Annotated in this window: 21 protein-coding genes; 12 read left to right on the forward strand and 9 right to left on the reverse strand. The window is 71.7% G+C overall.

Annotated elements, in window-relative coordinates; all coding sequences use genetic code 11:
* The first annotated feature begins 21 nt into the window (after positions 1–21).
* Complete coding sequence (locus tag ACK4UM_RS09690) at positions 22–2,358, forward strand: hypothetical protein (RefSeq protein WP_409798210.1); 2,337 nt, start codon at positions 22–24, stop codon at positions 2,356–2,358.
* A gap of 37 nt (positions 2,359–2,395) precedes the next feature.
* On the opposite strand, the gene ACK4UM_RS09695 is transcribed toward ACK4UM_RS09690, so the two are convergent.
* Positions 2,396–3,253, reverse strand: coding sequence for a prephenate dehydratase (locus ACK4UM_RS09695; protein WP_409798212.1), 858 nt, complete (start codon positions 3,251–3,253; stop codon positions 2,396–2,398).
* A complete protein-coding gene (locus ACK4UM_RS09700; RefSeq protein ID WP_409798214.1) occupies positions 3,250–3,990 on the reverse strand; it encodes a 3-deoxy-manno-octulosonate cytidylyltransferase in 741 nt (246 codons plus the stop codon). Before ACK4UM_RS09700 ends, ACK4UM_RS09695 begins: the two co-directional genes overlap by 4 nt.
* Positions 3,991–4,214: 224 nt before the next feature.
* Here ACK4UM_RS09700 and ACK4UM_RS09705 point away from each other — a divergent pair, with 224 nt between their 5' ends.
* The 6 genes from ACK4UM_RS09705 to ACK4UM_RS09730 all read left to right on the forward strand — a co-directional run bounded on the left by ACK4UM_RS09705 (position 4,215) and on the right by ACK4UM_RS09730 (position 10,282).
* Positions 4,215–5,327, forward strand: coding sequence for a YihY/virulence factor BrkB family protein (locus tag ACK4UM_RS09705; RefSeq protein WP_409798215.1), 1,113 nt, complete (start codon positions 4,215–4,217; stop codon positions 5,325–5,327).
* Positions 5,324–6,718, forward strand: coding sequence for an NfeD family protein (locus tag ACK4UM_RS09710; protein WP_409798217.1), 1,395 nt, complete (start codon positions 5,324–5,326; stop codon positions 6,716–6,718). Before ACK4UM_RS09705 ends, ACK4UM_RS09710 begins: the two co-directional genes overlap by 4 nt.
* Entirely contained in the window at positions 6,715–7,527 is an 813-nt protein-coding gene (locus ACK4UM_RS09715; protein ID WP_409798218.1) for a slipin family protein, read from the forward strand. The genes ACK4UM_RS09710 and ACK4UM_RS09715 overlap by 4 nt, the downstream gene beginning before the upstream one ends.
* Before the next feature lie 112 nt (positions 7,528–7,639).
* Complete coding sequence (locus ACK4UM_RS09720) at positions 7,640–8,932, forward strand: D-alanyl-D-alanine carboxypeptidase family protein (RefSeq protein WP_409798220.1); 1,293 nt, start codon at positions 7,640–7,642, stop codon at positions 8,930–8,932.
* 46 nt (positions 8,933–8,978) lie between these two features.
* Positions 8,979–9,998, forward strand: a complete 1,020-nt coding sequence (locus ACK4UM_RS09725) for a WD40 repeat domain-containing protein (RefSeq protein WP_409798222.1) — start codon at positions 8,979–8,981, stop codon at positions 9,996–9,998.
* Positions 9,995–10,282 carry a hypothetical protein gene (locus ACK4UM_RS09730; RefSeq protein ID WP_409798224.1) on the forward strand — a complete coding sequence of 96 codons (288 nt, stop codon included), beginning with the start codon at positions 9,995–9,997 and terminating at the stop codon, positions 10,280–10,282. Before ACK4UM_RS09725 ends, ACK4UM_RS09730 begins: the two co-directional genes overlap by 4 nt.
* 18 nt (positions 10,283–10,300) lie before the next feature.
* On the opposite strand, the gene ACK4UM_RS09735 is transcribed toward ACK4UM_RS09730, so the two are convergent.
* The 4 genes from ACK4UM_RS09735 to ACK4UM_RS09750 all read right to left on the reverse strand — a co-directional run bounded on the left by ACK4UM_RS09735 (position 10,301) and on the right by ACK4UM_RS09750 (position 13,773).
* Entirely contained in the window at positions 10,301–10,918 is a 618-nt protein-coding gene (locus ACK4UM_RS09735) for a GNAT family N-acetyltransferase (RefSeq protein ID WP_409798226.1), read from the reverse strand.
* Between the two features lie 188 nt (positions 10,919–11,106).
* A complete protein-coding gene (locus ACK4UM_RS09740; protein ID WP_409798228.1) occupies positions 11,107–11,670 on the reverse strand; it encodes a hypothetical protein in 564 nt (187 codons plus the stop codon).
* A 324-nt stretch (positions 11,671–11,994) separates the two neighbouring features.
* Positions 11,995–12,570, reverse strand: coding sequence for a hypothetical protein (locus ACK4UM_RS09745; protein WP_409798229.1), 576 nt, complete (start codon positions 12,568–12,570; stop codon positions 11,995–11,997).
* 396 nt (positions 12,571–12,966) lie between these two features.
* Positions 12,967–13,773, reverse strand: coding sequence for a response regulator (locus tag ACK4UM_RS09750; RefSeq protein WP_409798231.1), 807 nt, complete (start codon positions 13,771–13,773; stop codon positions 12,967–12,969).
* Between the two features lie 288 nt (positions 13,774–14,061).
* On the opposite strand from ACK4UM_RS09750, the gene ACK4UM_RS09755 reads away from it, so the two are divergent.
* Together ACK4UM_RS09755 and ACK4UM_RS09760 are read left to right on the forward strand one after the other, a co-directional pair.
* Positions 14,062–14,337, forward strand: a complete 276-nt coding sequence (locus ACK4UM_RS09755; protein ID WP_409798233.1) for a NepR family anti-sigma factor — start codon at positions 14,062–14,064, stop codon at positions 14,335–14,337.
* Positions 14,334–14,882, forward strand: a complete 549-nt coding sequence (locus ACK4UM_RS09760; RefSeq protein ID WP_409798235.1) for a sigma-70 family RNA polymerase sigma factor — start codon at positions 14,334–14,336, stop codon at positions 14,880–14,882. Before ACK4UM_RS09755 ends, ACK4UM_RS09760 begins: the two co-directional genes overlap by 4 nt.
* Positions 14,883–14,958: 76 nt before the next feature.
* On the opposite strand, the gene ACK4UM_RS09765 is transcribed toward ACK4UM_RS09760, so the two are convergent.
* Both ACK4UM_RS09765 and ACK4UM_RS09770 read right to left on the reverse strand, forming a co-directional pair.
* Complete coding sequence (locus tag ACK4UM_RS09765; RefSeq protein ID WP_409798237.1) at positions 14,959–15,807, reverse strand: SDR family oxidoreductase; 849 nt, start codon at positions 15,805–15,807, stop codon at positions 14,959–14,961.
* A 4-nt stretch (positions 15,808–15,811) separates the two neighbouring features.
* Entirely contained in the window at positions 15,812–16,093 is a 282-nt protein-coding gene (locus tag ACK4UM_RS09770) for a hypothetical protein (protein WP_409798238.1), read from the reverse strand.
* A 283-nt stretch (positions 16,094–16,376) separates the two neighbouring features.
* On the opposite strand from ACK4UM_RS09770, the gene ACK4UM_RS09775 reads away from it, so the two are divergent.
* From ACK4UM_RS09775 to ACK4UM_RS09785, 3 genes are all read left to right on the forward strand, one after another.
* Positions 16,377–16,691 carry an ArsR/SmtB family transcription factor gene (locus tag ACK4UM_RS09775; RefSeq protein ID WP_409798250.1) on the forward strand — a complete coding sequence of 105 codons (315 nt, stop codon included), beginning with the start codon at positions 16,377–16,379 and terminating at the stop codon, positions 16,689–16,691.
* Between the two features lie 104 nt (positions 16,692–16,795).
* The gene (locus tag ACK4UM_RS09780) at positions 16,796–17,749 is read left to right on the forward strand and encodes an acetyl-CoA carboxylase carboxyltransferase subunit alpha (RefSeq protein ID WP_409798240.1); all 954 of its coding nucleotides are present in this window, start codon (positions 16,796–16,798) and stop codon (positions 17,747–17,749) included.
* Positions 17,750–17,903: 154 nt separating this feature from the next.
* A complete protein-coding gene (locus tag ACK4UM_RS09785; RefSeq protein ID WP_409798242.1) occupies positions 17,904–19,253 on the forward strand; it encodes a hypothetical protein in 1,350 nt (449 codons plus the stop codon).
* Between the two features lie 357 nt (positions 19,254–19,610).
* On the opposite strand, the gene ACK4UM_RS09790 is transcribed toward ACK4UM_RS09785, so the two are convergent.
* On the reverse strand, positions 19,611–20,406 hold a 796-nt coding region (locus ACK4UM_RS09790; protein WP_409798244.1), incomplete at its 5' end, for a LolA family protein.

The following is a 20,406-nucleotide window of genomic DNA, read 5'->3' on the forward strand; positions in this document are numbered from 1 at the left end:
GCGGACAGCGGTTTTCAGCCCGTGTCGGAAACCCGCACCGAAAGCCCCGCTCCGGCCGCGACCGCCGTGCGCCCGAACCTCTTCGCGCAGGTCCCCGGCACGCCGGCCGCGCCCACCGCGCAGGCGAACCAGGGGAGCGCCGTCGAGGTCGCATCCGCACGCGAGCGGACCACCGTTCCGCCCCCGCCGACCCGGCTCACGCCGCAAAACGTCCACGAGACCCACAACGTCGTGCGTCTCACGCCCATCGAGGACACCGCCTTCGCCATCGGCTCGCCGATACCCGGCGGCGAATGGTTGACCCGGCTGCCCGGCATCGGCGGCGCGCCCGCGGCCTACGTGCTCGGCAACCGCCAGAACTACCAGAACCCCACCGTCTTCCTCGGCGTGCCGCTCGATCCCGCCGGGGTCTCCGCCGGCACCGTCCTGCCGATCGTCGGCGCGGCGGTGGGGGACGGTCCCCTGAGCGACGCCATCGCCGGTACGCTCCTGAGGCAACTCGATCAGCTCAATCGGCACTTGAGCAGCAAGGAGACGCCGGCCAACGTCAAGATCGTCCCGCAGCTCGTGATGACCGCCCCCGTCGGCGAGATGGGGCAGGTCGCCACCGGTCAGGGTCTCGGCAGCCTGCAGAACGGGCAGATCGGCGTCGGCGCGGCCGTGATCTTCATGAAGCCCGACGGCAAGGGCGGCATGGAGCCGTCGAAGACGGTCTTCTTCAACAACCGCATCTCCATCGCGCGCGCGCAGGACGCTCTCGAGCGCGGCGAGCCGGTCCCCGTCGATCGCACGATCAACGGCGGCTTCCTGCTCAACAACGTCCCGATCGGCGGCGGCCAGCGCGCCAATGTCGGCGCCGGCACCTCGATCGCGATCCAGAACAACGACCCGGATCGTCCGTTCGCGCTGCAATACGGCAACACCGTCCTCGAGCTGCCGAGCGGGCTGGGCGACGTCCTCAACGTGCTCTCGGGCCAGTCGCCGAGCCTCGGCGGCGCCGTCTTCGACGGGATCGGGGAGCTCTTCGACGGCATGGGCATCGACGGCAGCTTCACCCGTCGGGCGGCGGAGATCGGCGGCAACGTCCTCTCCGTCGGCAGCAACGTCGCGGGAATGGCGAGCATGATCGCGCTCGGGTTGAAGAAGCCGCCGCTGGGCGCCTTCATGGCGGCGCGCGCGCTCATCGACGGCTATCAGGCGCTCGACAGCCATCTGGTGGATCGGATGGTCGGGGAGCGTCTGTTCGATCCGGAGGTCGCGCTGCCGCGGACGACAGGCCTGTGGGGCAATTCGGACCAGGCGGTCGCGGAAGCCAAGACGATCGGCGACGTCGTCGATCGCGCGATCGAGTCCGGTGCGATCTCCGTCGAGGACGCCGCGACGAGCTGGCTGCGCGTCGCCAACGCGCCGCGCGCGCCGGGAGACGTCGACGCCGCGCGCCGGGCTCTCGTCGCGAACGCCGTGCTCGGTCGCCCCGAGGAGGCGCAGCGGATCGCGACCGAACTCGGCAACCCGATCTCCGATTTCGCCGGTGAGGGCATCGCGGTCGCGTTGCGCGACGTCGGCAGCGGGCGGGTGCGCGACTATCTCGCCGACGACGTGCTCGACGCGACCGGGCCGGACGGCGCCTGGCGCAAGATCCGGCTGCGTGCAGTCGACGACGAGGAGAACGGCTTCCGCTTCGTCGCTCTGCGCAATTCCGACAACTCGCAATTCTACGAGATGCCGGCCGACATCGCCCGCAACCGCGCCGGCGCGACCGAGTTCGTCCGCCGTTCGCTCGCGGCCGGCGCCATGAACGACAGCTTCGTCGCCGACCCGCCGCGGGACACCATCTTCGAGATGCTGCGCATGCCGCTCGAGGACAGCGAGGTGAATCGCGAACGGATGACCGCGCTCTGGAATCGCTGGCTCGACGCCAATCCGAACGCGAGCCTCGTCGTGATCAGCGACTTCCTCGTGTCGGAATACAACGAGCCGGGCGCGAGCGAGGAGGTCCGCGCCAACGTGTCGAACCTCTATGCGCGCCCCGAACTCGCGCCGATGCGCACGCTCAACCGCACGATCTTCCGCGACGGCACCGATCGCATCGGCCTCCCGACGGGGGCGCGCGGCGAGAACGGGCTGTTCGAGGCGAACGAGGTCGCCGCCGCGATCGCGGGCCGGCGCGAGCGGCTCGGCGAGCGGGAATACAACGACCGCCTGCTGGAGGCGGCGCGCGAGCTGCATCGCACCGGCTGGCCGCTCAATTTCGGCTCGCCCGATCTCCAGCGGGCGATCGAGGTGGTCGAGCGCGAGCGCGGCCCGATCCAGCCCTCGGCCGCCTTCGAGCGCAACCGGCACCGCTACGCGTTCTGATCCGCGTCGCGATCCGAGCCACGCACCCGGCGGAGCCTCACTCCGCCGGGTGTCTGTCGCGCAGGTTGGCGCGGAAAGGGTGCGCGCGGTAGATGCCGAGCACCTTCAATTCGCGCGAGAAGAAGGCGAGCTCCTCGAGCGCGCGCTTCAAGGGCGGCTCCTCGGGATGGCCGTCGACCTCGGCATAGAACTGCGTCGCGGTGAACTGGCCCTCGATCATGTAGCTCTCGAGCTTCGTCATGTTGATGCCGTTCGTGGCGAAGCCGCCCAACGCCTTGTAGAGGGCGGCGGGGATGTTGCGCACGCGGAAGACGAAGCTCGTGACGCAATCCTGCCCCGGCTCGGCGGGGGCGGCCTCGCGCGAGAGCACGATGAAGCGCGTCGTGTTGTGGGCCTCGTCCTCGATGTCCTCGGCGAGGATCCGCAGCCCGTAGACCTCGGCCGCGAGCCGCGAGGCGATCGCCGCCCGCGACGGATCGGCGGCCTCGGCGATCTGCCGTGCGGAGCCGGCGGTGTCCGCGCCCACGATCGCGGAAAGCCCGAGCTTGCGCAGCGTCCGCCGGCACTGGCCGAGCGCCTGGACGTGGCTCTGCACGGACTTGATCGTCGCCAGACTCGCCCCCTCGATCGCCATCAATTGGTGATGGATCGGCAGGAAGTGCTCGCCGACGATGTGGAGCCCGGAATCGGGCAGGAGATGGTGGATGTCGGCGACGCGCCCGGCGACCGAATTCTCGATCGGGATCATGGCGAGCTCCGCCTCGCCCTCGGCGAGCGCCGCGAAGGCGTCCTCGAAGGTCGGGCAGGGCATCGGCTCGGCGTCCGGATACACCTCGAGGCAGGCGATGTGCGAATTGGCGCCGGGCTCGCCCTGGTAGGAGATCTTGAAGGTCATCGGGCGTCTCTCTCGAGGATGGCGCGGGCGCGCGCGAGGGTGTCGGGCGTGTCCACGCCGAAGGGCACGTGATCGATCACGGTAACGTCGATGCGCATGCCCGCTTCGAGCGCGCGCAATTGCTCGAGCCGCTCGCGGATCTCGAGCGGGGAGGGCGGCAGCGCGACGAACCGCGCGAGCGCCGCGCGTCGGTAGGCGTAGAGCCCGACATGGTGCCAGAGCGGCCCCTCGCCCCAGGGCGCCGTCGCGCGCGTGAAATAGAGCGCGCGCATGCGCCCCGCCGAGATCGGCGAGCCGATCGCCTTGACGACGTTCGGGTCCTCGCGCTCGCTCGCCTCGACGATCTCGCCGGCGAGCGTCGCGATGTCGACCGCGGGGTCGGCGAGGGGCAGGATGGCGGCGGCGATCGCGCGCGGGTCGATCGTCGGGAAATCGCCCTGCACGTTGACGACGACGTCGTGGTGCCCCTGCGGATCGAGGAGATCGGCCGCCTCCGCGATGCGGTCCGAGCCCGAGGCGTGGTCGGCGCGCGTCATCACGGCGCGCCCGCCCGCCGCCTCGACCGCCGCGGCGATCTCGGGCGCGTCGGTCGCCACCGCGACCGGCCCGATGCCGGCCTCGCAGGCGCGGCGCCAGACGTGGACGATCATCGGCGCCCCGGCGATCTCGGCGAGCGGCTTGCCCGGCAGCCGCGTCGCGGCCATGCGGGCGGGGATGAGGACGAGGGGATCGGACATCACGCTGTCGCCGCGGGGCCCTTGGCTACGGGATCTTCGCGCGCGCGTGGAAATCCGCGCGGCGCACGCGCTTTAGCAAGATGCAGGCGCTTTGTCATCGCGCGGCGACGCGAATGCCGAGCTGCGTCGCGTCCGCGCAGGGCGAACGGTCGAGCCTGGCCGTGCGTTGGTCTCGTGGGAACCCCGATCGGTTCCATGCGAAACGCGAAAAACGGAGTGGGGCCGTGAGCGGACAGGGACACGCGAAGGCGCAGGCGGGGCGGATCGCGCGGCGCGAGCCGTTGCCGCAACGCGAGCCGTGCCCGGTGCCTGTCGCCGAGGCGCGGGCGCGCGAGCCCGATCGCGGACGCGACGCGAAGAGCCCCTTCCAGATCCCCTGGCGCGGCTGGGGCGACATCTTCTGGCGCGTCGTCGAGGGCTACAGCCGCGATCGGATCGGCGCGAACGCGGCGGGCGCGGCCTTCTTCCTCGTCTTCGCCATCGTGCCGACGCTCGCCGCGATGGTCTCCCTGTTCGGCCTCGTCGCCGACCCGGCGACCCTGCGCGGCCAGCTGACCGAGCTCACCGGCCTCGTGCCGCAGGCGATGCTCGAGCTGATGGAGCAGGAGCTCGAGCGCCTGATCGGCGCGCGCACGGACGGGCTGACCGTCACCTTCGCGATCACGCTCGGCTTCGCCCTGTGGATCATCAACAGCGCGGTGCTCGGCCTCTTCGACGCGCTCAACGTCATCTTCGGCGAGCGGGAGAAGCGCTCGCTGCCGGCGCTCTACCTGCGCTCCTTCCTGTTCACGATCGCGGCGCTCGCCTTCGGCATCGTGGTGGTGAACGTCGTCATCCTCGTGCCGGTGATCCTCGCCTTCTTCCCGCTCGGCCCGCTCGCGGCGATCATCCTGCGCGCGGTGCCGGCGCTGGTTCTGTTCTTCGTCGCCAACGTCCTGATCGGCGCCCTGATGCGGTTCGGGCCGAGCCGGCGGCCGGCGCAATGGCGCTGGATCACGCCCGGGTCGCTCGCGGCCTCCACCGTCTGGCTGCTCGGCTCGGCCGCGTTCTCCTATTACGTCTCCTATCTCGCCGACTTCTCCGCCGCCTACGGCTCGCTCGCCACCATCGCGGCCGGCATGATGTGGGTGTGGATCTCGGTCGTGATCCTGCTCGTCGGGGCCGAGATCGATGCCGAGACCGAGCTGCAGACGGCGCACGACACCACGCTGCCGCCCGCAGCGCCGCTCGGCCGCCGCGGCGCCGCCGTCGCCGACGGAGTGGGCGAGGCCAAGGTCGACACGCAGGACGCCGCCGAGGGGCAGGTCGCGGTCGGGGGGAGGGGAGAGGCGCGATGAGGGCGATCTCCGGCCTCGTCGGGGCGACGCTCCTCGCGCTCCTCGCGGTGCTCGCGCTGGCCGAGCTGTCGCCGCGATCGGCGATAGCGCAGACGCAAGCCCCGGCCGAGACCTACGCCATCCGCACCGCCCTCGTCGTCGATATCGAGGGCGGCATCGGGCCCGCGACGACGCGCAAGATCGCGCTCGCGATCGAGGCGGCCGCGGCCGAGCCCGGTGGCGCGGTCATCCTGCGCATCGACACGCCGGGCGGCCTCGACAGCGCGACCCGCGACATCGTCCGCGCGATCCTCGCGAGCCCGGTGCCGGTGATCGCCTATGTCGCGCCGAGCGGGGCGCGGGCGGCTTCGGCGGGGACCTACATCCTCATGGCGAGCCATCTCGCCGGCATGGCGCCGAGCACGGCGCTCGGCGCGGCGACGCCGGTCGCGATGGGCGGCGGCGGTCTCGGCGGGGGCGACGAGGCGATGACGCGCAAGGTCGTCAACGACGCCGTCGCCTTCATGCGCGGCCTCGCCTCGTTGCGCGCCCGCAACGTCGAGTTCGCGGAGGCCTCCGTGCGCGACGGCGCCACCCTGACGGCGGCGGAGGCGGTGCAGGACAACGTCGCGGAGATCCTCGCGAGCGACGTCGAACGCCTCCTCGCCGGTGCCGACGGCTACGTCGTGCGGCTCGGCGAGCGCACGGTGCGGCTCGACGCGCAGGGGGCGCAGACGCGCGCCTTCGCGGCCGATTGGCTGACCGACGCGCTCGGCATGCTCGCCAATCCCAACGTCGCCTACATCCTGATGCTGATCGGCATCTACGGGATCATCCTCGAATTCGCCAATCCGGGCACGATCTTCTCGGGCGTGATCGGGGTGATCTCGCTCGTTCTCGGCCTCTACGCGTTGAACCTCCTGCCCTACGACGCGACGGGGCTCGTCCTGATCGGGCTCGGGCTCGTGCTGATGGTGGCGGAGGCGCTCACGCCCTCCTTCGGCATTCTCGGCATCGGCGGCGCCGTCGCCTTCGCCTTCGGCTCGCTGATGCTGTTCCCCGACGACGTGCCCGGCATCGAGATGAGCCCCATCGTCGCGATCGCGGCGAGCGCGGCGACGGCGCTCATCGTCGTCGTCGTGGTCGGCGCGGCGCTTCGTGCCTTCCGCCGGCCTCCCGCGGCGGGAGACCGCGCACTCGCGCGCGAGAGCGGGCGCGTCGTCGCCTGGGCGGGCGGGACGGGCGAGGTCGAGGTCCACGGCGAGCGCTGGCACGCCCGCGCCGCGCGCCCGCTCGAGCCAGGAACCCGAGTGCGCGTCATCGCCCGCGAGGGCCTCGTCCTCGACGTCGCCCCCGACGCCGCCCCACCTGCCGCCCGCGACGACAGAGCCGCACCCGGAGACGCCCCATGACCATCGACGCCATCGCCATCCTCGTCGTCGTCCTCGTCGTCCTCGCGCTTCTCGGGAGCGCGCTGAAGATCACGCGCGAGTACCAGCGCGCCGTCGTCTTCACGCTCGGCCGCTTCTCGGGGGTGAAGGGCCCGGGGCTGATCGTCGTCATCCCCTTCGTCCAGCAGACCGTGATCACCGATCTGCGCACGATCACCCTCGACGTGCCCTCCCAGGACGTGATCTCGAAGGACAACGTCTCGGTGAAGGTGAATGCGGTGATCTATTTCCGCGTCGTCGATCCCGACCGGGCGATCATCCAGGTGGAGAACTTCATGGTGGCGACGAGCCAGCTCGCCCAGACGACCCTGCGCTCGGTCCTCGGCAAGCACGATCTCGACGAGATGCTCTCGGAGCGCGACAAGCTCAATTCCGACATCCAGGCGATCCTCGACGCCCAGACCGACGCCTGGGGGATCAAGGTCGCCAATGTCGAGATCAAGCACGTCGACATCGACGAGAGCATGGTGCGCGCCATCGCCCGCCAGGCCGAGGCCGAGCGCATCCGCCGCGCGCGAATCATCGGCGCGGAGGGCGAGCGTCAGGCGGCCGAGGAGCTGACGCGCGCCGCGCGCATGCTCGGCGAGGTGCCGGAAGCCATGCAGCTGCGCTTCCTCTCGACGCTCCAGGACATCGCCGGCGAGCAGAATTCGACGATCGTCTTCCCCGTGCCGATCGACATCCTGCGCGGCCTCATGAAGGCGGCCGGCGAGGGCGAGACCCCGCTGCCGACCATCCGCCCGGCCTCGGGGGGCACGCGGGAGGCGTGAGCGCGGCGGCGCGTGCTCTTTCGGATCGGCGCGTCTCGGGGTATGGTCGCGCCGTTCCCGATGCGCGATGCCGCGCCCGCCGCCCGTCCCCTCGACGCGAACCGGAAAGACAATGCGCGCGCCGATCCTCTCGCTCCGCCTCCGCCTCCGCTCGTTCCCCCTCCTGGCCACCATCCTCTGCGCCGCTCTCGTCCTCGCCGCGCCCGCGCGCGCGCAGATCGAGAACGCGCCGCTCCTCGTCGCCGACCTCGATACGGGGCGCGTGCTGTTCGAGCGCAACGCGGCGGGGCTGTGGTTCCCCGCCTCGCTGACGAAGCTGATGACGGCCTATGTCGCGCTCGACGCCGCGCGCCAGGGCCGGCTCGGCATGAGCTCGCTCCTGAACGTGTCCGCGCAAGCCGCGGCGATGCCGCCCTCGAAGATGGGATTCCCGCCCGGCTCGCAGATCACGCTGCAGAACGCGCTCAAGATCATCATGGTGCGCTCGGCCAACGACGTCGCCGTGACGATCGCGGAGAACGTCTCCGGCTCGCACGAGGCCTTCGTGCGCGAGATGAACGCGACCGCGGCCCGGCTCGGGCTCGGCGACACGCGCTTCGCCAACGCCTCGGGCCTTCCCGACGCCGCGAAGCGCACGAGCGCCCGCGACATGGCGCTCCTCGCCCAGGCCCTCTGGCGCGACTTCCCCAACGAGCGCTGGCTGTGGGGCATGCAGTCGATCGTCTACGGCAACAACGTGATGAACAATCACAACGGGATCATCGGGCGCTATCCGGGCGCGACGGGCATGAAGACGGGCTATATCTGCTCGTCCGGCTTCAACGTGGTCGCCACCGCCCAGCGCGGCGGGCGCAATCTCGTCGCGGTCGTGCTCGGGCAGATGACCGCCAACGAGCGCACGGCTCTGACCGCCTCGCTTCTCGAATACGGCTTCACGGCGCCCGGCTGGTTCGGCGGCACCCTCGCCGACCTGCCGCGCACCCGCGAGGCGGCGCCGCCGGACCTGCGACCGATCGTCTGCGATCCGAACCGGCCGCGCAACCAGGGCGAGGACCACAACGACGTCGCCGCGGTCGCCGTGTCGCGGGTCACCTCCGGCGCGCTCGGCTTCGCCGCGGGGCCGCGCCTGCCGGTCGTCGAATTGCCGGCGCGCCGCGTCGCCGAGCCGGTGCGCGTTCATCTCGGCCTGCCCGCGGGCGCCGTCGCCGGTCCGGCGCCCGCCGCTCCCGCCGCGCCCGCCACGACCCGGCAGGCGGAGCTCGGCTCGGGCCTGCCGCTCGACATCCTGCCGCCCGCGCGCGGCCCCCTGATCGACCTCGGCCGCCCCGCGCCCGCCGCCGCGGCGCCCGTCTCGCGCGCCACGAGCCCCGGCCGCCTCCCGCCCCCGCGCCCGGCGGGGCTATGAGGTGCCACCCCTTCCGTCGCGTCGCGCTCTCGCCTAGAACCCTCTCATGACGCAGGCACAGCCCACTCTCGCCGACGCGGTGCGCACGATCGATGCCGGCGCGCACGTCACCTCCGTCGCCTTTCTCGGGGAGGTCGCCGCCTTCGCGCTCGGCGACGGCGCGGTGATCCTCGCGCACGGGGCGGCCGGGGCGCGCGCGCTCGAGACGCATCGCGTCGCGGCGCATCCGGACGGGGCGGTGCTCTGCGCGGTCGCGGACGGCGAGCGTCTCGTCACCGGCGGCGACGACGGCCGCGTGGCGGTGACCGGGCCCGACGGCTCGACGCGCACGCTCGCCGACAGCGGCGGCACCTGGATCGACGCGCTCGCGCTCCATGCCGGCGGGGGCGTCGCCTGGAGCGCGGGCCGCAGCGTCGTCGCGCGCGATCCGAAAGGCGTCGAGAAGCGCTTCTCCGCGCCGTCGAGCGTGCGCGGCCTCGCCTTCGCGCCGAAGGGCTACCGGCTCGCGATCTCCCACATCGACGGCGTCTCGCTCTGGTTCCCCAATACCGAGACCGCGCCCGAGCGGCTCGAGTGGAAAGGCGCCCATCTCGAGGTCGTCTGGTCGCCGGACGGGCGTTTCGTGGTCACCTCGATGCAGGAGAACGCGCTCCACGGCTGGCGTCTCGCGCCGGACAAGGGCCACATGCGCATGGCGGGCTATCCGGGCAAGACGCGCTCGCTGTCCTGGACTGCCGACGGCAAATGGCTCGCGACCTCGGGCGCGGACGCCGCCATCCTCTGGCCCTTCGATTCGAAGGAGGGGCCGACCGGCAAGCAGCCGCACGAATGCGGCGTGCGGCCTGCACCCGTGACGCGAGTCGCCTGCCATCCCGGCGCGCCGGTGCTCGCGGCGGGCTACGACGACGGCGCCGTGCTGCTCGTGCGCCTCACCGACGCCTCCGAGCTCCTCGTCCGCCGAGCGGTGAAGGGCTCGCGGATCACGGCGCTCGCCTGGGACGCGACCGGCAAGCGGCTCGCTTTCGGCGCCGACGACGGCCAAGCCGGCATCCTGGTGCTGCCGTGACGCTCGCCGGTCTCCTCGGCGGCCTGCGCCGCAAGAAGGCTGAGAGCGGCGAGATCGCCCGCGTCAAGACGCTCGCCCGCGAGGCGCTCGCTCTGGCGGACGACGTCGCGCTCGCCGTCAACGAGATCGTCTGCGCCGATCCCGCCTGCCCGGGCCTCGAGAGCGTGATCCTGGTGATGGCGCCGGGCCGGCGCACCCGCGCGCTCAAGGTGCAGAAGCCGCTCTCGGAGGTCGAGGCGGGGGACATCGTGGCGGCCGCGGCCGAGGCACCGGACGACGGGTGAGCTCGCCCGCCTGCCGCCTCACGTCCCGCGCGGCGGTGCGATGCGGGCGATCGGGCCGAGAATGCCCATCATCGCCCGCGTGAGCGCGAGCGTGTCGCCGGCGCGCTCGGCCAGGAGCGAGAGCGGGCTCGGCGGCGGCACCGCGATCGTGCCCTGGATCTCCCCGTCCTCGAAGACGAGCGACAGGCCCAGGCGCCGCGCCAGCGCGCACATGGCCCTGTTGTGCACGAGACAGCGCACGTGCACCCGGCGGACGCCGCGATTCTGCGCGTAGAGCAGAGCGCGCGCGAACAGGGTCCCGCCGAGGCCGCGCTGGCGCCAGGGCGCCTCGACGCTGAAGGCGGCTTCCGCCTCCCGGCCGTCGATCGCGAGATCGGCGAGCGCCACGATGTCGCGCCCCACGGTCGCGCCGACGAGGACGCGTCGCGCGAGCATCAGACCGCTCGCCCGGAACGCCTCCTCGACGATCGCGGCGACGGCCTCGTCGCCGAGGCCGCCGCAGAAGCGCTGTCGGCGGGTCTCGGGCTCGAGGCGCAGGAGGTGGGCGAGGCAGGCGCTGCGGTCGATCGGTCCGAGGCGCCGCACGACCGGGGGCGTGCCGGAGGCCGTGAAGACGTCACGCGGGGAGCCGCTCATCGGCATGTCCTTCGGCGTCGCAGGGCGGGTCTCCCCGAGCGTCCTCCGCAAGGATGCGGCCGTCGAGCCTGGCCGGGAGCGGTTCGATCCGCCGCGCGTACCATCCATGATACGCGATTCCGCGCGCCCCAGGAAACGGAGAGCGCAAACGGGGCGGGCGAACGGGGCGGGCGCCCACGCGCGGCGCGTCAGAATCGCAGGAGCTGCGACGCGGACGCGACCGGGCGGCGGGCGCCGACCGTCTCGATCGGGTTGTCGAGGAGCCGCGGCCAGTCCGGCCGATCGATCGGCATCCCCGCGCGCGCGATCCGGGTCGCGAGCTCCCGCGCCAGCGAGGCGAGGCTCGCGTCGAGCCGCACGCCGAGCCGGGTCGCGGCGAGGGTCGCGAGCGCCAGCCCCTCGTCGCGCTGGAGGTCCTCCTCCATGCGGCCGCATCCGGCGACGAGGGCGAGCATCGCGCATTCGTGCGCGGTCGCCTGGCGCGTTCCGATCGGCGCGAGGTCCCAGTCGCCGTGCGGCCAGCTGAGATCCGTGCGCTTGTTGCGCAGGGCGAAGCCGAACAGGAGCGCGTCGGAGACGATCGCCCGCGCGCCGGACGGGCCGCAGATGCCGGTCAGCCGGTGCTCGAGCACGTCGATGACGGCGATGTCGTAGGCGGCCTCGAAATCGCCGAGCGCGCGGAAGATGTCGACCACGCGCTGGGTGCGCGGGTCGAGAAGCACGCCGATCACGGCTCTGTATCGCTCGGACATGACGTCCTCCGTTCTATGCGCCGTGCCGTCGCCGGGGATGCGGCGAGCTGCGCCTAAACCGTTGACCGGCAAACTCTTTCGCTCTGGGTCAGCCATCTTTGGGAGCAACGCGGCGCGCGGTGCGCGGTTCCTGCGCCGCATCTCGGCGCCCCTCGCTTCCGGAATCTTTCCGCAGCGCGAAAAAAAACGGGATGGTCCTGGAACCCCGATCGCGAAGGCGCGTTCATTCCCGCGACCGGCTCATTCTGCCCCCACGGGCCGGCAACTCGAAGGCGCGATCGCGAGAGCGGTCGCGCCTTTTCTCTTTCGCTTTCTCGCCGACGCTCACAAGGATGCGACGCACCAGGACGGCCCGAGCTCCGGCGCCTCCTTGGCGAGGATGGGGCCGAGCGGCGATTCGCAGCCGGCCGCGAGCGGCTCGGCCGGCGCGGGCGCTCGCGCGGGCAGGGGCGCCGGCATGGAGGGCTGCGGCGGTATCCGATCCGGCGCGCCGACCCCGTCCGCATCGACGCCGAGGCTGACGAGCGGGGCGAGGACGCCTTTCGCGATCTGCGTTTCCCGCGCCGCGGGATCGGTCCGGAACACCACGAGACCCTCGCCGTCGCGCAGAACGAGCTGCGCGCTCGCATCGCCGAGCGCGATCTCGACGGCGGGGAGCGTCCGGTCCGTGGGGCGGGGCGATGACGCCGCACTCTGCGACAAGCGGTCGCTCCGCGCGAGCCGCGCCCCGGCCGCTTCGCCCGCCGCGACGCGCATGTCGGCGGAGGCGATCGACGCGGAGGCCGCGAGCCGGGTCACGCGCTCGAGCGCGTCGCCGAAACCGCCGGGCGCGGTGAGCGCGCTCGTCGCCGTGAACGACACGACGTAGGTGACGCCGAGAAGTGCGCAGAGCCGCAGCATGGACGTCTCCAGGAAGCATCCGCACGCCGGAGGAGCGGCGCTCCCGTACAACCGCGATCTGCCGAGCTCGGTTCCCTTGGACCCGATCTTGCCGCATTCGAGCCGTAGACGCGGCCGTTCGGCGATCCCGTCACAGTCCTGCTCGCGTGAGACGAGGCGCTTTGCGGCTGTCAAGCAGTTTTCGTAGGCCCGGAACCAATCGAATTCTTACCCGTTCTTTCGACACCTGGCCACTAGGTCCTCCCCGCATTCCCCTTGAACCAGGCCAGAAACTGTTACAGGGCCGGCGCGAAGCCGGCCCTTTTTTTGTGCGCTGGCTGCGGATACGTCGCGACACGAAAAAAGGGCCCTGCGCGAGCAGGGCCCCGTCGATCTTCGCGTTCCGTCCGAGCGCGCTCAGGCGGAGGCGCGCTCGGGCCTGCGGCGATGCGCCGCCTGCTGGAAGAACAGAGCCTGGCTGATCACCGCCGAGACGTTCGCCGGCTGGAAGGGCTTGGCGATCAGGAAGGCGGGCTCCGGCCGCTCGCCGGTGAGGAAGCGCTCCGGATAGGCCGTGATGAAGATCACCGGCACCTGGAACGTCTCGAGCAGGTCGTTGACCGCGTCGAGGCCCGACGAGCCGTCGGCGAGCTGGATGTCGGCGAGGATCAGGCCGGGGCGCTTGCGCGAGGCGAGTTCGACGGCCTCCGAGCGCGTACGCGCGACGCCGGTGACCGAATGGCCGAGCCCTTCGACGAGGGCCTCGAGGTCCATGGCGATCAGCGGCTCGTCTTCGATGATCATGATGTCGGTGACGATGTCGGCGGCGAGTTCCCGGCCCGCCTCGTCGACGAGCTCGCGGACCTGCTCCACCGAGACGTCGAGCACCACCGACGATTCCTCCTCGGAGAAGCCCTCGAGGCAGGAGAGCAGGAAGGCCTGCCGCGGCAGCGGCGTGATCTGGCCGAGCCGAACCTCGGCCGGCAGGTCTCGCGTCGTGTCCTCGGCGCGACCGTTCACCGCGAGCGAGTTCCAGATGCGCGTGAAGACGCGGAACAGCTCGACCTTGATGTTGCCCTGGCGGCCGATCGTCTCGGGCTCGCTGACGAGGGTCTCCAGGGTCGCGGCGACGTAGGCGTCGCCCGCCGTCTGGCTTCCGGTGAGCGCGCGCGCGTAGCGGCGCAAGTACGGCAGGTATTGGACGACGAGCTGAGCTGTCGACATGCACATCCCCTTGAGCTTTTTCCGGCCTTTCGGCTCCATGCTATTCCCCCCCAACGCTGCGTGGAACGAAAAGTTCCGCTATGTGAGCACGGCGGTGGAACCAGCCTGCGGCCGTCCGCGTTGAGGCATTGCAGGAGTGCGACGACGATCGGGGTAGGAAGACGCCTCACCGGGTGTGGAGGATAGCGCGCGACGAGGACCGCCCGCAACGGCCGACGTGGCCGAGGGGCGGGGCCGACGACGTCGCGCGGTGCCGTCATGAACACCTCGCCATAGAGGAAGCAATCGATGAAGCTCAACAAGGGGAAGGGGGCCGGCCGCGTGGGGATCGAGACCGCTTTCGCGGACCGCACGTACGAAGCGGACGGGGCGAAGCCGCAGCTCGATCGCGCCACGCAGGTGCGCATCGGCGATCAGCTGCGCGCGATGTACATGGACCTGCTCGACCAGCCGGTGCCGGACCGCTTCCGCGATCTTCTCGGCCAGCTCGACGGCGCCGGGATCAAGGCCGTGGAAGGCGCCTCCGGCGGCTCGGGCGAAGGGGACCGGGAGAACGAGCGATGACGCCGGAACCGGCTCTGAGAGACGCTCTGCTCGCCGCGGTGCCGAGCCTGCGCGCCTTCGCGATCTCGCTCACCGGTCAGGTCGATCGGGCCGACGACCTCGTCCAGGACACGCTGCTGCGCGCGCTCTCGAACATCGACCGCTTCGAGCGCGGCACGAACCTGAACGCGTGGCTCTTCACCATCCTGCGCAACCTGTTCCACTCCGAATACCGCAAGCGGCGCCGCGAGGTGGAGGATCCGGACGGCTCCTATGCCGGGCGGCTGCGCTCCCAGCCCGAGCAGGGCTCGCGCCTCGATTTCGAGGATTTCCGCGCGGCGCTCGCGACGCTGCCGCCGGATCAGCGCGAGGCGCTGCTCCTCGTCGGCGCCTCCGGCTTCTCCTACGAGGAGGCGGCCAATATCTGCGGCTGCGCGGTCGGCACCATCAAGAGCCGCGTCAACCGCGCCCGGTCGCGGCTGATCCAGATCCTCGCGGTTGAGGATTCCGAGGATCTCGGCCCCGACAAGCTCACCCGCGCCGCCCTGCAAGCCGTCGGCAGCTGAGACGCGCTGCGCATCATCTACTCGTGACAAGCTTCGCGCTCCCGGGCCGCCGAAACGGTCCGGGAGCGCACGCGTTTCAGCTCCCGAAGGCGTCGCCGCCATTGGGGTGCAGGAACTGGCCGGTCATGTAGGAGGAATCGGCGCAGGCGAGAAAGAGGAAGCAGGAGGCGACCTCGTTCGGCTGGCCGGCGCGGCCCATCGGCGTGCTCGTCCCGAACTCCGCCACCTTCTCCTCGGGGAAGGTCGCGGGGATGAGCGGCGTCCAGATCGGGCCCGGCGCCACCCCGTTCACGCGAATGCCCTTCTCGGCGAGGCTCGAGGCGAGCGAGCGCGTGAAGGCGAGGATCGCGCCCTTCGTCGCGGAATAGTCGAGCAGGCCCGGCGAGCCGCGCACGGCCGTGACCGAGCCGCAATTGACGATGCGCGCCCCGTCCGCGAGATGCGGCATCGCCGCCTGCACCATGTAGAAGAAGCCGAAGATGTTGGTGCGGAAGGTGCGCTCGATCTGCTCGGGCGTGATCTCCTCGATGTCCTGCGCGACGTGCTGCTCGCCGGCGTTGTTCACGAGCACGTCGATGCGTCCGAGGCTCTCGTGCGTGCGCCCCACCGCCTCCCGACAGAAGACCGGATCGCCGACATCGCCGCGCAGGACGAGGCAGCGCCGCCCCTCCGCCTCGACCGCCGCGCGCGTCTCCTGCGCGTCGCGGTCCTCGGCGAGATGCACGATCGCGACGTCGGCGCCCTCGCGCGCGAACAGGACCGCCGTCGCGCGGCCGATGCCGCTGTCGCCGCCGGTGACGAGGGCGACCTGATCGGCGAGCCGGCCGCTGCCGGGAAAGCGGGGGGCGTAGTCGGGGGCGGGCCGCATCGCGTGCTCGCGGCCGGGTTGGTCCTGCCGTTGCGAGGGGAAGCCGTCGTCGCTCATGCGCTCATCCTTCTCGGGCGTGATGGGGGTTCGGGTTGGAGGGGCCGCCGGGGAGGTGGTCGGGCGGCATGCGCCGGCCCGGATCGCGGATCTCCGCGTCGTCGTGGTCGGGCTGCGGCTCGTCGCTCGGCGGCGGCGTCTCGTCGGGGATGATCCCGCCGGGGGGCAGCGGCGGCGGCTTGCCGGGACCGCGGGTCGGATCGGGGATCTGGATGCCCGGCGGCGCGAGGTCGACCGCAAGGATCGGCATCGGGGCGGGTCTGGAGGTCGACGTCGTGGTCGACATGGCGAAACTCCCTGCGTCGGGGCCCTCGCTCGGGGCCTCCGCGCCTTGTCGAACGTCAAGCGCGGGCGGGGGTCGGGGTTCCGGGCGGTTCCGAGCGTGGCGGGCGCATTTCACATTTCTTTCAAGGTTTTAGTTTGCTACGAAGGTCGAGAGCGGCGCCGGATCCCCGAGCCGTCCGGCTCGTCGACGAGGGGGCGAGGCTATGGCGGCACCGGCGAGGATCGACCGCGAGGGCACGCGCGACGCCCTCGCCCTGCCCGGCCTGCCGGAGCGCGCCCGTCGCATGAGGGAGAATGCCGGCGTCGCGGCCGAGCTGATGCGCGCGCTCTCGCACGAGGGGCGTCTGGCGATCTTGTGCCTCCTCGTCGAGGGGGAACGCTCGGTGGGCGAGATCGAGCGGCTGCTCGATCTGCGCCAGCCCGCCGTCTCCCAACAGCTCGCGCGCCTGCGTGCGGAGGGCCTCGTGCGCGTGCGCCGCTCGGGCAAGCTCAGCCTCTACGCTCTGGCCCGCGAGGACGTCGCCGAGGTGATCGCGACGCTGCACCGGATCTATTGCGAAGCGCCCGAACGAGCGCCCGCCGGCGCGCCTCGGGAATAGCGCGGGCGGCGCCTCGCCTTGACTCCGCCCCCGCTTGCGGCCAGTGTCCGCGCGCTTCGCGGACCGGCACCTCGTCGGCCGCTCTCCTCGTCATTCGTGGTCCGATGCGCACCTATCTCGATTTCGAAAAGCCCGTCGCCGAGCTCGAGGCGAAGCTCGCGGAGCTTCGGGCGCTCGGCTCGGAACGCGACGCGGTCGCCATCACGGACGACATCGCCCGGCTCGAGGCCAAGGCCGGCGAGGCGCTCAAGGGGCTCTACGCGGCGCTCACCCCCTGGCAGAAGGCGCAGGTCGCGCGCCATCCCCAGCGCCCGCATTTCTCCGATTTCTGCAGCCGCCTCGTCACCGACTTCACCCCGCTCGCCGGCGATCGCAAGTTCGCCGAGGACGAGGCGATCGTCGGCGGCTTCGGGCGCTTCCGCGGCGAGCCGGTCTGCGTCATCGGGCAGGAGAAGGGCTCGGACACGAAATCGCGCATCCGGCACAATTTCGGCATGGCGCGGCCGGAGGGCTACCGCAAGGCGGTGCGCCTGATGGAGATGGCCGACCGCTTCCGCCTGCCCGTCCTCGCCTTCGTCGACACGGCCGGCGCCTATCCCGGCATCGAGGCCGAGGAGCGCGGCCAGGCCGAGGCGATCGCCCGCTCGACCGAGGCCTGCCTCGCGCTCGGCGTGCCGAACGTCTCCCTCGTGATCGGGGAGGGCGGCTCCGGCGGCGCCATCGCGATCGCGACCGCGAACAAGGTGCTGATGCTCGAGCACGCGATCTATTCCGTGATCTCGCCCGAGGGCGCCGCCTCGATCCTGTGGCGCGACGCGAGCCGCGCGCAGGATGCGGCGACCGCGATGAAGATCACGGCGCAGGACCTCCTCAAGCTCGGCGTGATCGACCGCATCGTCGGCGAGCCCGTCGGCGGCGCGCACCGCGACCACGACGCCGTGATCGCGGCGGCGGGGGAGGCGATCGCGGACGCGCTCGGGGAGCTCTCCGCCCTCTCGCCGGACGCGCTGCGGGCGGCGCGTGCGGACAAGTTCCTCGCCATCGGCCGCAAGCTTTAGGAATTCGTTTACCCTCTCGGCTCGCGCCTCGGAAATGCCCCCTTGCGGTAAGAACCGGGTAAGGATAACGATCTTACAGCTACGGGGGCGGGATGGTCTCTGAAGTCGCCCGCGAGAGCACGCGTTCGGCGTGCCGCAGAGGAGTGGGGACCCCATGGTGAAGCGCAACGCATTGCGGCGCCTGGCTTTCGTGGCCGCGCTCGGCGTTTCCGTGGCCGCGTGCCAGGATCGCGACCTCCCGCAGTCGAACCGCCATCTCCAGCCGATCCCGCCTGCGACGCTCGCCCTGATGTCCTCGAAGGGCATGTCCCCGCGCGATCCGATCCTGATCCGCTCGTTCAAGCTCGAATCCGAACTCGAGATCTGGAAGAAGGGACCGGACGGGCAATACGCCCTCTTGCAGACCTATCCGATCTGCCGCTGGTCGGGCCAGCTCGGGCCCAAGCACCGGGAAGGCGACCGTCAGGCGCCGGAGGGCTTCTACGCGGTCACGCCCGCGCACATGAACCCCAATTCGAGCTTCTATCTCTCCTTCGACACGGGCTTCCCCAACGCCTTCGACCGCACGCACGGCCGCACCGGCTCGCATCTGATGGTGCACGGCTCGTGCACCTCGCGCGGCTGCTTCGCCATGACCGACGAGGCGATCGCCGAGGTTTACGCGATCATGCGCGAGGCCTTCGCCGGCGGTCAGCGCTCGGTGCAGTTCCAGTCCTTCCCCTTCCGGATGACGCCGCAGAATCTCGCGCGCAAGCGCTACGACGAGAATATCGCCTTCTGGCGCAACCTGAAGGAAGGCTACGACAATTTCGCGCTGACCCGCCGCGAGCCGGCGGTCGAGGTCTGCGGCGGCCGCTATTCCTTCAACACGCGCAATTGCGCGCCCGTCGACCCGATGCTCGCCCAGGCCGTGGCGCAGCGGCAGATGCGGGACGATTCGGAGATCGCGCGCATCGTCGCCGCCGGGGAGCCGGCGGTGCGGATCGTCTTCGAGGACGGCGGCGGCCACCCCTCCTTCGGCATCGCCTCGCGTGCGCCGGCGACGTTCGTGGACGAGCGGTTCGCCTCGCTCGAGACCCCGCGCCCGCGCCGCAATCTCGGTGTGGTCAGCCGCCCCGAGGCGCTCGCCGCCGGTCCGCGCTTCGTGCCCGTCGATTCCCGCGGTCGTCCGATCGAGGCGACGCCGGCCCAGGCGCCGGCCGCCTATGCCGCAGTGCCGTCCCAGCCCGCGGCGCCCGCGCCCGCGTCTCCCCAGCCGGCTGCGTCGGCGCCCGTCGCGGCCGCGAGCCCGGCTCCGGCCGAGCCCAACATGGTGGAGCGGATGTTCGGCGGCCTGTTCTCGGGCATGCCCTTCGCGCGCCAGAACCCGGCCGCCACGGAGAGCGCACCCGTCGCCCCCGCCGCCGCCGCGCCCGTGCCGCCGCCCCGCCGCGGCGCGACCCTCCTCCCCGGCGCCGCCCCGCTCGGCCCGGATTCGACGATCGGGTATTCGTCGCTGCGCTGAGAGCCTGTGAATGTTTCGGAGGTTGTCATCCCGGGCCGCGAAGCGGACCCGGGACCCATAACCTCGACGACAAGCCCGAGCGCGCATGCCGCGCTCGTTCCGCTACATTTGGGCGGCTTCCCTCAGAGAAACGCAGCCTACAGGCTGCGACTGAGACGTCGTGGATATGGGTCCCGGATCGCCTTCGGCGTCCGGGATGACACCGCAACGAAAGATTTTCAAACTTTGAGGGTTCGTCGGTTGCTCCCCGTCGTTCCGTGCTCGCTTTGCGCCCCGGAATGACGGCGTGGAGGTTCCAGCGAAGAGCCGTCTGGACTCGCGTGCGAGGACGCGTCGGGCCGCCGCGTCCCCCCTCGCTCACCGGTCGTGCATGACCTCGTAATTGATCCGGAACAGGTCCCGGTCGAGGCTCGCGTGGCGGTTCAGGTCGGAGAGCGTGACGACCGTCTCGAAGCCCTGCCCGTCGACGATGCGCCATTCCTTGAGCCGGTCCATGGCGGCGTCGAAGGTCAGGCGGATCTGAGAGGTGCCGGTGAAGGTCGAACGGTCCTGCAGGAGGACGTCGACCTCGTCGCCCGCGCGCTCGACGCCGATCACGGCCACGTCCTGGCCGAGGCGGATCGTGTCCGCGAGCAGGAACTTCAGCGGCGTCTGCGAGATCGAGTACATGTCCTGCGTCGAGAGGCGGCGGTCGCGCACGACGACCGAGCGGCCGTCGGCGATGACGTCGATCGTCGCCGGCTCGTCGTAGGCGAAGCGCATCCGGCCGGGGCGGTGCAGGTAGAGCGTCCCCGTCATCCGCTGGCCGTCGCTGCCGCGCTGCACGAAGCGGCCCGAGAGCGCGCTGATCCCGTTGAAGAAGGCGTTCGCGCGCGCGACGACCTCGGCGTCCGTCGCCGGGGCCGCGACGCGGATCGGCGTCGGAGCCGCCGAGGCGGTGTTCACGGCCGGCGTCGCGACGATCGGCGCGGGAGGCGCGATCGCGACGGGAGCGGCGGGCGTCGCTGCGGCCGGAGCGGGCGCGGGCGTGGGCGCGAGGCCGGCGACGCGCTGGAGATCGGCCGGCGGGCGCGGCGGCAGCGGGATGGCCACGGTCGCAGGCGCGCTCGGCGCGGCCGCTTGCGCGGGGGACGTCCCCTGCGGCGCGACCGCC

Origin of the sequence: Salinarimonas sp. (assembly GCF_046292825.1) — a bacterium.
Taxonomy (GTDB): domain Bacteria; phylum Pseudomonadota; class Alphaproteobacteria; order Rhizobiales; family Beijerinckiaceae; genus Salinarimonas.

What these genes read in the sequence shown, in the direction of transcription:
- ACK4UM_RS09720 (WP_409798220.1), top strand. Translation starts at nt 7,640, where the DNA reads ATGCGCGCGCCGATCCTCTCGCTCCGCCTCCGCCTCCGCTCGTTCCCC.
- ACK4UM_RS09755 (WP_409798233.1), top strand. Translation starts at nt 14,062, where the DNA reads ATGAAGCTCAACAAGGGGAAGGGGGCCGGCCGCGTGGGGATCGAGACC.
- ACK4UM_RS09750 (WP_409798231.1), bottom strand. Translation starts at nt 13,773, where the DNA reads ATGTCGACAGCTCAGCTCGTCGTCCAATACCTGCCGTACTTGCGCCGC.
- ACK4UM_RS09765 (WP_409798237.1), bottom strand. Translation starts at nt 15,807, where the DNA reads ATGAGCGACGACGGCTTCCCCTCGCAACGGCAGGACCAACCCGGCCGC.
- ACK4UM_RS09715 (WP_409798218.1), top strand. Translation starts at nt 6,715, where the DNA reads ATGACCATCGACGCCATCGCCATCCTCGTCGTCGTCCTCGTCGTCCTC.
- ACK4UM_RS09725 (WP_409798222.1), top strand. Translation starts at nt 8,979, where the DNA reads ATGACGCAGGCACAGCCCACTCTCGCCGACGCGGTGCGCACGATCGAT.
- ACK4UM_RS09745 (WP_409798229.1), bottom strand. Translation starts at nt 12,570, where the DNA reads ATGCTGCGGCTCTGCGCACTTCTCGGCGTCACCTACGTCGTGTCGTTC.
- ACK4UM_RS09700 (WP_409798214.1), bottom strand. Translation starts at nt 3,990, where the DNA reads ATGTCCGATCCCCTCGTCCTCATCCCCGCCCGCATGGCCGCGACGCGG.
- ACK4UM_RS09710 (WP_409798217.1), top strand. Translation starts at nt 5,324, where the DNA reads ATGAGGGCGATCTCCGGCCTCGTCGGGGCGACGCTCCTCGCGCTCCTC.
- ACK4UM_RS09770 (WP_409798238.1), bottom strand. Translation starts at nt 16,093, where the DNA reads ATGTCGACCACGACGTCGACCTCCAGACCCGCCCCGATGCCGATCCTT.
- ACK4UM_RS09760 (WP_409798235.1), top strand. Translation starts at nt 14,334, where the DNA reads ATGACGCCGGAACCGGCTCTGAGAGACGCTCTGCTCGCCGCGGTGCCG.
- ACK4UM_RS09775 (WP_409798250.1), top strand. Translation starts at nt 16,377, where the DNA reads ATGAGGGAGAATGCCGGCGTCGCGGCCGAGCTGATGCGCGCGCTCTCG.
- ACK4UM_RS09740 (WP_409798228.1), bottom strand. Translation starts at nt 11,670, where the DNA reads ATGTCCGAGCGATACAGAGCCGTGATCGGCGTGCTTCTCGACCCGCGC.
- ACK4UM_RS09695 (WP_409798212.1), bottom strand. Translation starts at nt 3,253, where the DNA reads ATGACCTTCAAGATCTCCTACCAGGGCGAGCCCGGCGCCAATTCGCAC.
- ACK4UM_RS09780 (WP_409798240.1), top strand. Translation starts at nt 16,796, where the DNA reads ATGCGCACCTATCTCGATTTCGAAAAGCCCGTCGCCGAGCTCGAGGCG.
- ACK4UM_RS09735 (WP_409798226.1), bottom strand. Translation starts at nt 10,918, where the DNA reads ATGAGCGGCTCCCCGCGTGACGTCTTCACGGCCTCCGGCACGCCCCCG.
- ACK4UM_RS09785 (WP_409798242.1), top strand. Translation starts at nt 17,904, where the DNA reads ATGGTGAAGCGCAACGCATTGCGGCGCCTGGCTTTCGTGGCCGCGCTC.